The sequence below is a fragment of the Paenibacillus sp. HW567 genome (assembly GCF_000374185.1).
Lineage (GTDB): Bacteria > Bacillota > Bacilli > Paenibacillales > Paenibacillaceae > Paenibacillus_AQ.
In genome coordinates this window covers 1026170-1039529 of record NZ_KB910518.1, presented here as the reverse complement: position 1 = coordinate 1039529, position 13360 = coordinate 1026170, and the positions used below count along the sequence as shown (strand labels likewise).

The 13360-nt window shown below is 56.1% G+C and carries 12 protein-coding genes; all 12 read right to left on the bottom strand.

What is annotated here, in order from left to right; translation table 11 throughout:
- Positions 1–16: 16 nt before the first annotated feature.
- Positions 17–988 carry a PhoH family protein gene (locus B212_RS0104610; RefSeq protein WP_019909248.1) on the bottom strand — a complete coding sequence of 324 codons (972 nt, stop codon included), beginning with the start codon at positions 986–988 and terminating at the stop codon, positions 17–19.
- 15 nt (positions 989–1003) lie between these two features.
- Positions 1004–2185, bottom strand: a complete 1182-nt coding sequence (yqfD, locus tag B212_RS0104605) for a sporulation protein YqfD (RefSeq protein ID WP_019909247.1) — start codon at positions 2183–2185, stop codon at positions 1004–1006.
- Complete coding sequence (gene yqfC, locus B212_RS0104600) at positions 2182–2475, bottom strand: sporulation protein YqfC (protein WP_019909246.1); 294 nt, start codon at positions 2473–2475, stop codon at positions 2182–2184. The genes yqfD and yqfC overlap by 4 nt, the downstream gene beginning before the upstream one ends.
- Positions 2476–2645: 170 nt before the next feature.
- Complete coding sequence (locus tag B212_RS0104595) at positions 2646–3242, bottom strand: hypothetical protein (RefSeq protein ID WP_019909245.1); 597 nt, start codon at positions 3240–3242, stop codon at positions 2646–2648.
- A 16-nt stretch (positions 3243–3258) separates the two neighbouring features.
- Complete coding sequence (gene floA, locus B212_RS0104590) at positions 3259–4260, bottom strand: flotillin-like protein FloA (protein ID WP_019909244.1); 1002 nt, start codon at positions 4258–4260, stop codon at positions 3259–3261.
- Positions 4261–4293: 33 nt separating this feature from the next.
- A complete protein-coding gene (locus B212_RS0104585; protein ID WP_232231533.1) occupies positions 4294–5625 on the bottom strand; it encodes an NfeD family protein in 1332 nt (443 codons plus the stop codon).
- Between the two features lie 238 nt (positions 5626–5863).
- Entirely contained in the window at positions 5864–6307 is a 444-nt protein-coding gene (locus tag B212_RS0104580) for a GatB/YqeY domain-containing protein (protein ID WP_019909242.1), read from the bottom strand.
- Positions 6308–6322: 15 nt separating this feature from the next.
- Positions 6323–6496, bottom strand: a complete 174-nt coding sequence (gene rpsU, locus B212_RS0104575) for a 30S ribosomal protein S21 (protein WP_005547957.1) — start codon at positions 6494–6496, stop codon at positions 6323–6325.
- Between the two features lie 140 nt (positions 6497–6636).
- Complete coding sequence (locus tag B212_RS0104570) at positions 6637–6996, bottom strand: histidine triad nucleotide-binding protein (RefSeq protein WP_019909241.1); 360 nt, start codon at positions 6994–6996, stop codon at positions 6637–6639.
- Between the two features lie 818 nt (positions 6997–7814).
- Positions 7815–11480, bottom strand: coding sequence for an AAA family ATPase (locus B212_RS0104560; RefSeq protein ID WP_019909239.1), 3666 nt, complete (start codon positions 11478–11480; stop codon positions 7815–7817).
- Between the two features lies 1 nt (position 11481).
- A complete protein-coding gene (locus B212_RS0104555) occupies positions 11482–12663 on the bottom strand; it encodes an exonuclease SbcCD subunit D (RefSeq protein ID WP_019909238.1) in 1182 nt (393 codons plus the stop codon).
- A 342-nt stretch (positions 12664–13005) separates the two neighbouring features.
- Positions 13006–13323: a hypothetical protein gene (locus tag B212_RS0104550; protein WP_019909237.1), complete on the bottom strand. Its 318-nt coding sequence runs from the start codon at positions 13321–13323 to the stop codon at positions 13006–13008.
- Between the last annotated feature and the right edge of the window lie 37 nt (positions 13324–13360).

Genomic DNA, 13360 nt, shown 5'->3' with positions numbered 1-13360 from the left:
AAGACAGTCCCCTTTTTTATTCGAGGTTTTCGGCAGAGCGTTCATAGGCGACAATGATCTTCTGTACCAGGGAATGCCGTACTACATCCTGTTCTGCAAAATAGACAAACCCCAGCTCTTCAATGCCGGATAAAATCGCTTTTGCTTCGATCAGACCGGATTTCTTGCCGCGCGGCAGGTCTATTTGGGTAACATCGCCCGTAATGACCATTTTGGAGCCGAAGCCGAGGCGGGTCAGGAACATTTTCATTTGCTCGGGTGTTGTATTCTGCGCTTCATCCAGGATGATAAAAGAATCATCCAGCGTGCGTCCCCGCATATAGGCGAGCGGCGCGATTTCAATCAGCCCCCGCTCAAGCGCCTTGGCGACCTGATCAGGCCCCATAACGTCGTATAAGGCGTCATAGAGCGGACGGAGGTATGGATCGACCTTTTCCTGCAAATCCCCTGGAAGGAAGCCCAGGCTCTCTCCTGCTTCCACTGCCGGGCGCGTAAGCACAATGCGCTTGACGGAGCCTTCCTTCAGCGCCGTAACTGCTAGCACAACGGCAAGATAGGTTTTACCGGTACCGGCGGGGCCGATGCCGAAGACAATATCACGCTTCTTGATGGTGGTCACATAATGCTTCTGTCCAATAGTCTTGACACGGATTGGCTTGCCGCGGAAGGTTGTTGTGATTTCACCCTTAAACAGATCAAGCAGTTGGTCGGCACGGAAATCCTTGGCCAGCTCGACCGCATACTGCACATCGCGCTCACTAAGGATGTAACCGCTGCGAATCAGCGACAGCAGCACGCCAAACAACTGTTCCAGCATGTCCACTTCCCGCTCCGCTCCGCGTACTGTAATTTCGGCTTCACGCGAGTCAATAACCGCCGGAATTTCACTTTCGATCATTTTCAGAAATCCATCCTGCGGGCCGAACAGGGATTGCGCTTCTCCCGCATTTTGCAAAGATATACGAATGCTTGAAGTCTGTTCTGACAAGTAGCCTCATTCTCCTCAGTTGTTTACTATCGGAAGTTCCTCCGCAATTCTCTCTTCCACTTCAAAGAGCACTTTCATATAAACTTTACCATTGTCTTTCTTCTCATGCAAAATTTTTTGACTTTTTATGGTGCTATCTGTGCCGTAACGCGCCAAAATATCATTTTTCGCCCGCGTAAGCCCCTCTTCCTGCGCAGCCTCCGCTGTCAAGGTTTCAGTGGTGCTTTTGACCTCCATCTCCTTCTCGGTCAGCACTCCCAGCGGAAGCTGAAAGGTGCGCCAGGTCAGGGGATCATGCTCCGTGAGTGTCCGTGATTCCGCAAAATCCGATTCACCGTAGCCCCACAGTTGGATCGCCCATTTGCCCAGCACCAGGTAGGTACGGTCCTTTCTCTCGCCCGTGAAAGAGCTGCCGGTTGTTTTCAGCGGGACCTCTATATTGTATTCATGCCAGACCAGGCCTTTAACCTCGCCTTTGGCAACCACATACTGCGCGTTTCCTTCGTCTCCGATTATACCGGAGATCAGAATTTGCCCTTTTTTGACCCGGGTGTTGCGGCTTACCACCGGCCTGCCCTGCTCGGCATAGATTTCAGTCACAACCGCATCGGTTCTGCTGACGAGATGGCGCTTGCTGAGCAGGGGCCTGTTCTCCGCCTGGTCAGATTCAACCACCTGAATCGTAACGCTCGTCCCCGTCCGCGACACCCCGACCCAGGATACGCCCGGCAGCCCGGAGTTCAGCTTCTTGGAGAGCTTGTCCGGATCATCCATGCGCCAAATCCACTGAAACGGATAGATCCCCTCCCTGCGTGCCGCATCCAGAATATCCTCAGACGCGAGACGGTTGTTCCCTTCGACCCTGACTGTCCACACCATCGAGCACAGCAGCAGCAGCGCAGCGCCGAACAGCAATATCCCTGCGCCAAAAAACTTCCGTCTCCACAGACGCGCCGCCCTGAACGGCAGCCCGTTCCTGCCTGTGACACGCATGCGGCAGCCTGTCTTCTTCAAGAGCGGCCGAAGGGCAAAAAAGTCATCCAGCAGCAGGCTCAGGGAAGCGCCGTTTCCGGCAGGCCTCACATCCCAGATGACGATACCCGCTTCGGTTACAGCGTTAATAAACTTTTCCACCTGCGGTCCCGTCACATGCAGTGTAACGAACCCCCGCAGTGATGACAGAGGCGGCTGCTTCATGAATTCTCCTCGCTTCCCTTGTATCTGATTTCTCTGACAATGCCCTCTACGGCCAGCTCCTGGCCCAGGATATTGCGGATCACAAGCCCTTCGCCGGCAATCTCCAGCGAACCTTTCACTAACGCAAGCCTTAGCTGCTCGGAGGAAAAATGCAGCACGCCGCGGTGATTCTCGATATACAGCTCTTTATTGCCGATCAGGGTGATCCGGGGCAGCTCCTCCAGCACATCCTGCGGAAGATCCAGCAGCCCGTTTGTCCATCCCCGCAGCCTGCGGCCGATACGGGTCATAAGTAGACTTCTCCCCCTTCCTGCCTTCTGTACACCTTATGCGCTAGCGCATTTTTTTATGAGAAGAACTCACACCATAGCTTGCGGCCGCAGCAAAAAAAGCCCCTGAACTCCTAATCAGGAGTCCAGAGGCTTGCAATCATCCCGCTAATGCTGTGGACAGCGCAGACCTATCTGCGTGAGGAATGGGGCTGCCTGGCGCGGGGAGGGCCCAGAATTTCCGCCCACACCAGACCAGTGCGCAGCGCTTCCCGCCCGCCTGTAAAGCTTGCTTGGCCCGCTGCTGCGTCTGAAGAAGCGGCTGCAGCCTCCAGCCCGGCGCTTGACGGCACTGCGGCGGCGGCTCCGTCAAATCGGGCCTGCATCACCTCCAGCTCCCGCTGCATTCGCTCTGAGCGCATCCGGACTCCATCTTCCTCCCCGGATTGCTCCAAAGACATTCCTTCTCCGGTTTCATAATCGGGAGAAGGAAATTCGGCCGCATCGGACCAGGCTGGAGAAGCGTCATATTCGCTCTCTGGCGCAGACGCCGCTGTCCGGCTTGGAAAGCTGTCACCGGGAGCAGGAAAGCCGCTGCTGTCCCGCATCGGGGGCGTTGTCTCCGGCTGCCGTTCAACGGGCCGGACCCGCCGGAGGGAGCCGTCCCCACCGCCAAATGTCGGCATGCCTCCCCCCGGGGTGTTTTTGCTTTTATTTCTAACCGCTTTGTTCACGCTGGAGATGATCGCGACGATAATTACCACCGCTACATAAATTAAGCTGCCCATGGGAATTCACATCCCTTTATTTATTGGTTGGACGGCTGTTGTCCTCACCGTCGCCCATTTTGCCGAGCGAGCCGCGCATTTGCGTATCGGCTTCAATATTTTTGAGATTCATATAGTCCATGACACCAAGCTTGCCGGAGCGGAGCGCTTCTGCCATAGCCAGCGGCACCTGGGATTCGGATTCGACCACCAGCGCCTTCATCTCGACAACCTTTGCCTTCATTTCCTGCTCATGGGCCACAGCCATCGCTCGGCGTTCCTCCGCTTTGGCCTGGGCAATGCGTTTGTCCGCCTCAGCCTGTTCGGTCTGCAGATAAGCGCCGATATTCTTGCCCACATCAACGTCGGCAATATCAATCGACAGAATTTCAAAAGCCGTCCCGGAGTCAAGCCCCTTGGACAACACAGTCCGCGAGATCGAATCGGGATTCTCCAGCACGTCTTTATGGGAGCTGCTTGAACCTACTGTAGTTACAATCCCTTCACCGACACGCGCGATAATCGTTTCTTCGCCTGCACCGCCGACGAGACGGTCAATATTGGCCCGGACGGTTACTCTCGCCTTCACCTTAACCTCGATGCCGTTCTTGGCTACAGCAGCGACAACCGGGGTCTCAATGACCCGGGGATTAACGCTCATCTGCACCGCCAGCAGCACGTCGCGTCCGGCAAGGTCAATCGCAGCGGCGCGGGTGAACTCAAGCGGAATATCCGCACGCTGTGCGGCGATTAGCGCATTAACAACCCGGTCCACGTTACCGCCCGCCAGATAGTGGCTTTCGAGCTGGTTAATGCCAAGTCCCAGCCCCGCCTTCGTCGCCTTGATCAGCGGATTGACGATCCGGCTTGGCGTAACCCGCCGCAGTCTCATCGCCACCAGCGTAATAATGCTGATTCTAACGCCGGACGCCCACGCGGACACCCACAGCATCACCGGGAAGAAACTGAAGAACACGCTCAGCACAATGATCACGACAACCGCGATCAGCAAAAATGTAATGACAGAAGCTTGACCCATATTATTCATCCTCCGTTACCCTTTTAAAATCCATTAATTCTCCGCTTCCTTCACAACAACGCGTCCGCCTTCGACCTTGACAACGGAAATAGACATGCCCGCGTTGACAAAGCTGCCTTCTGTAACCACATCCACGCGTTCACCGCCCACCATAGCTGTTCCGGCCGGACGAAGCGGCGTAAGGCTGACCCCTATCGAGCCGATCAGATCCAGCTTCTCCGGCACAGGCACAAAGCCCTGCTCCTTAGTTAAGCTGTCCTGCAAAATAAACCGGTTCCAGATGCCCCGCTCCTTGAAGGTCACGGCTACAATAATAATTACCACTGCCGCTGCCGCAAAAGCGATGCCCAGGCTGAACAAAGCATGCGTATAGCTGTAAGCAGCCCGTACAACACCCGCAACAAGGCTGACCGACCCCAGCAGCCCCAGAATGCCGAAGCTTGGGACGAACAGCTCCAGCACGAGCATGACCAGACCCAGAATGAACAGCAGCCAGGTCTCCGCACCCGCAAAACCCGCCACATAGTTGCCGAAGAAATAGAGGGCAAAGGCCAGTGTGCCTATAATGCCCGGAGCACCAAACCCCGGCACCAGCAATTCAATGACAATTCCCGCAATCCCGACGAAGAGCAGAATCGTCATAATAATCGGATTGGTCAGAAAATGCGACATTTTTTCCGCACCGGTATGCTCTACGCGAAAAATGTCGGCAGTGGAATATCCAAGCCAAGTAATCGCCTCTTCCGGCGTGCCCGCAATACTGTCTGCATATCCGGCTTTGAGCGCTTCGGCGCTGCTGAGTGCGATAATCTGCCCCTTCGACTTGCTCACGCCAAGCTCAGGCTTGTTGACACTAAGATTGACATCCATCATGCCGGCAGCGATTTCAGGATCACGTCCATTCAGCGAAGCTGCGCCAACCATTTTGGATTTCCAGTAGGATACCATCTTGGCGTCGTCCACGCTTTTTCCGCTGCCATCTACGAGCGAAGCCGCGCCGATCATGCTGCCGGGCTTCATGATGATGCTGCCCGCATTCAGCGCAATGTAACTGCCGGCGGAAGCGGCATCGCCTTTTATATAGGCAGCGGTCGGGATTGTACTGTCCCTTACCAGCGTGCCGATTTGCTCGGCGGAATCGACAAGCCCGCCCGGTGTATCAATCTCCAGCACAATCAGAACCGCCCCGTAATTGGCCGCCTCCTGGAATCCCCGCTCCAAAAAGCTCTGCAGCCCCCGCTCAATCTCCTGGTCTACCGGAATGATAAATACCGGACCGCTCTTGGGTTGACCAGCGACTGCTCCCGGCGCGCGCGGCGGAGTATTATCTGCGCCTGCTGTTCCGGGCAAAGGCACAAAGAGCAAAAGCAGCAAAAGGGCAGAGACGGCTGCCACAGCTATTTTTCGAAATTTATTCAAACTCTAACCCCCTTTCCTTAGCATATCTCCAATTTATAATGCTTAGTACGCCTATTCCGAAAAGGAGTTTCAAAACAATATCAGCAAAGGGGCGAAAAAAGAGGGACAAAGTATAAGTAATTTCTTATACAAATGTCCCTTAAAATGAAAAACACCCCTTATAAAAAGGGGTGCTAGCGTTATATTATTGCAGAAATTGTTGAACCGCCTGGTTCACAAGTTTACCATCGGCGCGACCTTTTACCTTAGGCATCAGTGCGCTCATCACCTTACCCATTTCACTTTTCGAAGAAGCACCGGTTTCCTGGATGGTCTGCTGTACAATTACTTTAATTTCTTCTTCGGAAAGCTGTTCAGGAAGGTATTTAATGATAATCTCGATTTCTGCCTTCGTACTCGCGGCAAGCTCGTCGCGACCCGCTGATTCAAATTCTTGGAGGGCATCTTTGCGCTGTTTGATTTCACGACTAAGGATATCAAGCACTTCGTTGTCGTCTAATGTTCTCTTCAAATCTATTTCAAGATACTTTATTGTAGAACGAACCATTCGAATCGTGGAGAGTGTGAACTTGTCCTTACTCTTCATCGCTTGCTTCATATCTTCGTTCAATCGTTCGCTAAGATTCATGCGTGGGTAATCCTCCTAAAACTTTCTCTTACGAGCAGCCTCAGACTTCTTCTTGCGCTTTACGCTTGGCTTTTCATAATGCTTGCGTTTCTTCACCTCAGCCAAGACACCATCTTTAGCAATGGAACGTTTAAAGCGACGAAGTGCAGCATCAATTGTCTCGTTTTTACGAACTTTCGTTTCAGACACCAGTTTTCCCTCCCTCCGACCAGACCGTCCAAGAGCATAACAACACGGTTCATCAAATTTCATTATAGGTCAAAGCGAAATATGGTGTCAACCTTCGTGTCATTCTTTTTTTGGGCTGGCGCTTCCGTATTAAAAATCTGTTACGCGTGAGATGTTGAAGTCCCGACGAGGGCGCCCAATTTGGCTCCGCCAAGCAAGTGATAATGTAGATGAGGCACGGCTTGTCCGCTGTCCGGACCACAGTTGTTAATCAGTCTGTACCCGCTCTCGGAAATCCCCAGCTCCACAGCAATTTGCTGCGCCACAGCGTGAATCTCTGCGATCAGCGGCAGATCCTCAGGTGTAACATCTTTCATGGAAGCAATGTATTTCTTGGGAATGATCAGCACATGCACCGGGGCGGCAGGCTCAATGTCATAAAACGCCAGAATCCGCTCATTCTCAAACACTTTCCTGGATGGAATTGATCCTTCAATGATTTTGCTAAACACAGTTTCCATAGGGATTTCCTCCTACTTAATTGTTAACGCTGCTGTCCTGAAATTCATTATGCTACTAATCATACAGGATATTTCCGAATTGGGAAAGCCGCAGGCAGCGGTACCCGGGCAGTCGTTAACGGGACGGCAGATGTGAGGACTGTGGTTATTCTTTGCCTAGCTGTATTAGGTACAGAATAAAGTACAGAGGTGAGGTGCAGAACCAGGTACAAGATAGGTACAGGCTCACTATGGAGAGATATTGTGTTCTATGCTCCAGCAGCAATTGTATCTGATACAGCAGGTGCAGCAGAGAGAAGCAGCACTTTTCAAAAATAGGGGAGATTTGGATCGGAAGTCAGGCAGCGGTCGGAAACCCGCTCATTCCCCGCAGTTACGGCTATACACCTCTAAGTAAAACTAAAGTTCATCTTGTTTAGCAGGAAAATCGCCCTCTATTCTGGGCAAAAACATGCGCTTCAGGAATATAGGAGGAAATCATCCCGTTATTATTGGAAGCTAACCCTTTTTGAGGAAAAATAGACGATTATATAAGGAGGAATTCCCCTTAACTCGTGGATAATGGAGATCTAATACGAACTTGCGGGACTTTTTCCGCTTATTTTGATCCAGGTATTCCAAATTGAGCCCAATAAAAAAGACAAAAAAAAGAAACACCCTTCACAGCTCAGAAAGCTGATTCGGCGGCGGACGTATGAAAAGGAGAGAATTCCCGGTCATACGTCCGCCGAGGTGTTTCAAAATGATGTCGGCTTAGCTGTATTATAACAGGGGGTTGAAGGTGTCTCTGTGACTGATATCACATTCAACCCCGCACATCACATTTTTTCCAAAAGAATCCGCGAACCCCCGCCGCCCTGCTCTGCCGGCACAATGACCAGCTTGCGCGGCAAGCGGGCCCGCAGTTCGGGAACATGGCTGATGATGCCGACCGCTAGCTGGTCATTGTGCAATCTTTCTAGTGAGGTAATAACGGTATCAAGCAGTTCCGGGTCGAGGGTCCCAAAGCCTTCATCCAGAAAAAAGAATTGCAGCGGATACTGTCCCCGCAGTTGAATCTGCGCCGATAGGGCCAGCGCCAGCGACAGGGAGGTCAGGAAGGTTTCGCCTCCCGATAAAGTCGACACCGGACGTCTGACGCCTCCGTTGCCGTCATCGCGAATGACAAACCCTCCGCCGGAGTCCACCTCCAGCGCATAACGCTGTTTGCTCAGGAAGCGCAGCCGCTGCGAGGCGGCCTGGCATACCTGCATTAACTGCTCCTCGGCAATGTATTCCACAAAGGCATTGCCGCGCAGCACTGTCTGCAGCTTGGACAGCCGATCCTGGAGCGAGGCATGCTCCACACGTTCTCCTTCAAGCTCCATCCAGCGGATGTGGCGGTGCTGCAGGTCCTCCAAATCACGCTCCGCGCGCGCACGGCTCTGCAAAGCGCTCTCGTCTTCTTCCTTGCATCTGCGCAGAGTCTCCTGGCTCTCCTGCCATTCCTCCCCGCTCACTGCGTCTCCGCCCAGCTTCTCTTCTATGCTCCGCAATTGCAGTGCAACTTCAGCTTCATCGTCACGATGAGCCTTCACACGGGCAGCAGCCCCGGTGCGTTCTTCCGGCGTTAAGGCTGCCCCTTCCACTTCCGAAGCCGAAGCAAACGGAGAAGACTGCAAGCCATTCCCCCACTGTACGGCAGCCGCTGCACTGTGCTCGCGGGCAGACTCCGCCGCCTGGCGGGCGATAGCCGCCTCCTTCACCGCATGCTGGGCTTGTTCCGCCGCCAGCCTGCTGCCCTGCCTGCTGCTCTCCAGCGCAGTCTGCAGCTCCTGCAGACGCTTCTCGCACTCCGCGAGCAAAGCGGCAGCGGAACGACCGCCGGTCCATTGCCGCAGGCGCTGCTCCTTCTCCTGCTCCAGCGCCTCTTTACCTTCGAGTTGAGCATTCCATTGGGCCAGCTCCTTGTCAAGACTCGCTATTTCCTCCTGCAGCGCCTGGACGGCAGCACTCTTCTCCTCCAGGAACTTGACGCTGATCTCCAATCTTCCCCTGATTTCATCGGCCTGCTCGTCCTTCTTCAGCATTTCACGATAGGCCTGCTCCGCAGCACCCGGCTCCAATTCAGGAAAAAGCACGCTCCATTCTTCCCGCAGTGTTGCCAGTTGCCGGCTCAGTTCCCCGGTTTTGGCGGTGATGCCCTGCAGCCAGCCTGCTTCAGCTTCCACACTGGCGGCTTCCCTGTGCCTCATTTGCTGCTGGTCCTGCATAGAACGCTGCCACTCCACCGCTGTGCGGCGCAGCTCCGCAGAGCGGGCCTTCAGCCCGGCAAGCTCAGCTTCAAGCCCGGCCAGCATCGCCTCATCAGGGACAGATGAGGCGACGGGGGAAGGGGCAGCGGCTCCAGTCAAGGCAGGATTGGAAGCAGAGGCCGCTGAAGGGCCAGAAGAAGCTGGATCTTCCCTGAGACTGGAAAGAGCAGCGACGGCTAAGGAATCAGAGACCGCAGGCAAATCCGACAGATTAGCAGGACCTGAGGGAGGGGTGGCTCCAAGAGAGGCTAACCGACCCTCTGGAGCGGCAGCGACTGACGGATCAGAAGCAGAAGGCAAAATTGACTGATTAAGGGCAACTGTGGCTCCAGCAGCGCTGCGCTGCTCCAGTCCGGCAGCGGCAGGCGACTTCATCAGCTCCGCTGCTCCTTCGCCATAAACCTGCTCCAGCCATCCACCGGTCTGCTCCAATAAGTTATGGAATTGATGGCGCACTTCGAGCGCACGTCTGCCCATTGTCCGGCTGAGTTCAAGCCGGGCTTCCAGCTCCTCCTGCGCGCCGCTGTCTTCCTCCAGCGCAGGCAAGGGGTGATGGAGGCTGCCGCAGACCGGGCAAGGCTGCCCGTCCTGCAGTTCACGGGCGAGCGACAGCGAGAGCCTGTGCAGCTCTTGTCCTTTGAGTGCCGCCGCCACTGTGCTTCCATGAAGCTCCAGGCTGTCTACGGCGGCTTCTGCTGCGGCCTCTCCGGCGCGCAGCTTCTCCAGGTGCAGCGCTCCGACGGCGATTCCCCCGCCGCGCTGCGCCTCCAGCGACTGCCGCCGGTCCTCGGCGGCAGCAAGCCGCGCCTCCGCCGCCGCGTGCACCGCGGCGCGCTCGGCGCGCTCACGTTCCGCCGTCTCCCATTGGGAGGAGGCGGAACGCAGAACCTGCAGCCGCTGCATGGCCTCCTGCAGCGACTGCCGCTCCTGGGAGCGGACCGCGAGCGGCTGCAGGCTCGCCTGCAGCTCTTGCTGGCGCTTTTGGCCCTTGGCCAAAAGCTCACGCTCCCGGGCCATGCTCTCCCGCCGGGCAGCCAGCCCGCGGGAGGCCTCGTCGCGGCGCTCCAGCACCGCTGTGCGCCCCTGCCGCAGTTCGCGAAGCTCGGCTTCCAGCTCGAGCGCGCGGCGGTACGTGCCCTCCGATTCCCGGAGGGCAGGCTCCTCTGCGGCCAGCGCGGCCTGTGCCGCTGCTTCGGCCGCTGCCAGCCCCGCCGCCTGCCGCTCGGCGGCGGCGGCGGAAGCCTCCTGGCCCTCCGCCCGGGCCAGACGGCTCTTCCAGGCCTCTTCCGCGCTGCGCCAGGCCTTCAGCGCGGGCAGCATCTTCTCGGCTTCGTCAGATTTGCCGAGCTTCTGCTCCAGCAGGAGGATGTCCGCCTCCTGCTGGAGCAGACCCCGCCGCTGGCCTTCGCGGCGGGTGCGCTCATCCTGCAGCTCGCGGATTCGGGCGTAGCGCTCTGCCCGCTGCACCGCCTCATCCAACCGCTTGCGGCAGTCCGTTGCATGGCGGACCGCTGCCTGCTGGCGTTCAGCGGCAGCCTCTACGTCAGCCTGCCCGGCGCTGCCGAGACCCTGCTGCTCGGCCTCCAGCGCCCGCAGCGCCGCCTCGTTCTCCTTGACCCGGCGGCTGAGCTTCAGCGCCAGCCCGTCGCCGTACTGCTCCAGATGAAAGAGACGCTGAAGCATCTGTCTGCGGTCTACGCCGCGCAGCGACAGGAACTCGGCGAATTTGCCCTGAGGCAGCACCACGGCACGGGTGAAGTCATCCATTTTGAGTCCAATATGCTCTTCCACACATTTCGTCACATCGGCGAGCTTGTCAGCCATCACCTGGTCGCCGTCTGCTGTAACCTCAATGAATCGGCTGATTGTATTACTGACCGTTTGATCCCCGGTACGCTTGAATTTACGTTCGACCCGGTAACGGCGCGGCCCGGCAGAGGAAACAAGCTCAAAAGTGAAAGCCACGCTAAGCTGATCCTCGGAATGGTTCATGATGCCCTGTGTCCCGTTCACCGCGCGTTCCACCTTACCATACATGGCTAGTGTAATCGCATCCAGCAGACTGGACTTGCCGCTGCCCGTCGGTCCGAAGATACCGAACAGTCCAGTCTCGGTCAGGCTCGCAAAATCAATCTCCTGCTGCTCTCTATAGCTCTGCAGCCCGGCTACTTTTAATAGAATCGGCTTCACTTCAATCCTCCTCTCCTTCTGCAGGCTCGCGCCGTTCTTCTTCCGCCAGCTCCAGGAACAGCTCTACCAGGCTGTCCTCAGGCTCCGCCCCGCCGGTCTGCCGCTGGTAGAACCTGCGGAACAGCTCCTGTACGGGCATGCGTGAACGGGACAGCTCCTCCAGTTCCTGCTCCATCTGCGGATAAATCGGCCGGATATGGATAATTCCCTCACGGGATTTGCGCAGCCGCTGGATGTCATTGAGCGACATTGCTTCTGTAAGGCGAAGCTCCAGATCAATAAAGGCTTCGGCATCCCTGCCTTCATCCAGCCAGCTATACACCTCCTGCAGACCGCCGGAGGACTTCCATTTCACCAACGGACGGCCACAGCGGAGATAGATTTCTTCAAAGGTAGGCTCGCCGCCTGGAGCCACCTCTATCATCGCGACCGATTTAGCCTGCCCAGCCTCCGAGAAGCTGTAGGCGAGCGGCGAGCCGCTGTAGCGGATCATGCCGTCGCCTTTGACCCGCTGGGCGCGGTGGAGATGTCCAAGCGCCGTATACTGTGCGCCGCAGGATAGGGCCGAGGGATCTACGGTGTACGCTCCGCCGACCTGAATCGGCCGCTCCGAATCGCTCTCTACGCCGCCGAGCACATAGATATGACTCATTGCCAGATTCACCGTCTGCGGCGTAAATTCCCGGCCCAGCAGCTTCATCAGCCTGCCGACCCGGGCGCTATAGGCCAGACGCAGCTCCTCCTCTGCGCTGTCTCCGGCGAGCAGTTCGCCGAGCCGGGCTTCGGAGGGGTAGGGAAGCGCAGCGATTTTGGCGATTTCTCCGGTACGCACGGCATGAACCGTCACTGGCTCTGAGGTAGGCAAGCCCACCAGCGTAATGCCCTGTCTGCGGACGAGCGGGGACACGGAAGCTACCCGTTCCGGCTGATCATGATTGCCCGAGATAACAACGAGCGGCCTGCCGCTCGCCGTCAGTCTGGCGGCAGCATCGTAGAACAATTGCTCCGCCGCTGCCGGAGGATTCACAGAATCATAGACGTCTCCGGCCATTAATATAAGGTCCGCTTGGGAGGAATCGGCAATTTCCACCAGCTCATCAATGAACTGTTCCTGCTCCTTCTGCCGGCTTCTCCCTTCCAGCGTCCGGCCAAGATGCCAGTCCCCCGTATGCAATATGCGCATGTTCACCCTCTTTTCCCCGCCGGTCATGCGGCACTAATAGATTGATAGATTGATAAATGATAGATTCCTGCATAAATCGAACTTAGAGTTTCATATTAGAGTCTGTTCGTAATTACGGGGAATGTTTGGACTTCCGGCCGCTGTTATAACTGGATTTCCTGATTGAAGCCGCTGAACGCGGTAGTAATCCAAATATAGCCTATGCCTACAATGCCAGCTTTCCTACGGAAAGCTCTTAGGCGGACGCTGCCGCTCCGTAAATATCCAAACTTCTGCACTCTTAACTTTTTAAAGCTCAACGTGTATAGATTCCTAGTACAGCATCCGTTCTACATCTATGGTTTAGAATGGAGCCTTTGGACTTAGGGGAGAGAGGGATTCGCCGTATCCTGCCTCCTGCTCCTTAACGGACCGTAAAGCCTCTATTTGCCCGAAAGGGATCTCCTTCACCGAGCTAACGGACCGGGACGCGCTTATCGCCTCTCCGGCAGGTGGATTTTGGGGAAATATCCCCCCGTAACGGCTCTGGAGTCCGTGTACTTGCAGAACAATGGTTTCCAGCGGAATTAAGAGCTGCTCAGTCCGTCCAACGGGCAGACTCTTTCGATCAGGAGATGATTCTGTCCGTGGAACCTGCTGCGCCTGCAAAGTGATCTCCACACCACCCTGCCCCCCCGTTCAGCAGAGCATCGTATGA

Excerpts from the sequence above, each read along its gene's own strand:
- yqfD (WP_019909247.1), bottom strand. The coding sequence starts at position 2,185 with ATGAAGCAGCCGCCTCTGTCATCACTGCGGGGGTTCGTTACACTGCAT.
- yqfC (WP_019909246.1), bottom strand. The coding sequence starts at position 2,475 with ATGACCCGTATCGGCCGCAGGCTGCGGGGATGGACAAACGGGCTGCTG.
- B212_RS0104595 (WP_019909245.1), bottom strand. The coding sequence starts at position 3,242 with ATGGGCAGCTTAATTTATGTAGCGGTGGTAATTATCGTCGCGATCATC.
- floA (WP_019909244.1), bottom strand. The coding sequence starts at position 4,260 with ATGGGTCAAGCTTCTGTCATTACATTTTTGCTGATCGCGGTTGTCGTG.
- B212_RS0104580 (WP_019909242.1), bottom strand. The coding sequence starts at position 6,307 with ATGAATCTTAGCGAACGATTGAACGAAGATATGAAGCAAGCGATGAAG.
- B212_RS0104570 (WP_019909241.1), bottom strand. The coding sequence starts at position 6,996 with ATGGAAACTGTGTTTAGCAAAATCATTGAAGGATCAATTCCATCCAGG.
- B212_RS0104555 (WP_019909238.1), bottom strand. The coding sequence starts at position 12,663 with ATGCGCATATTGCATACGGGGGACTGGCATCTTGGCCGGACGCTGGAA.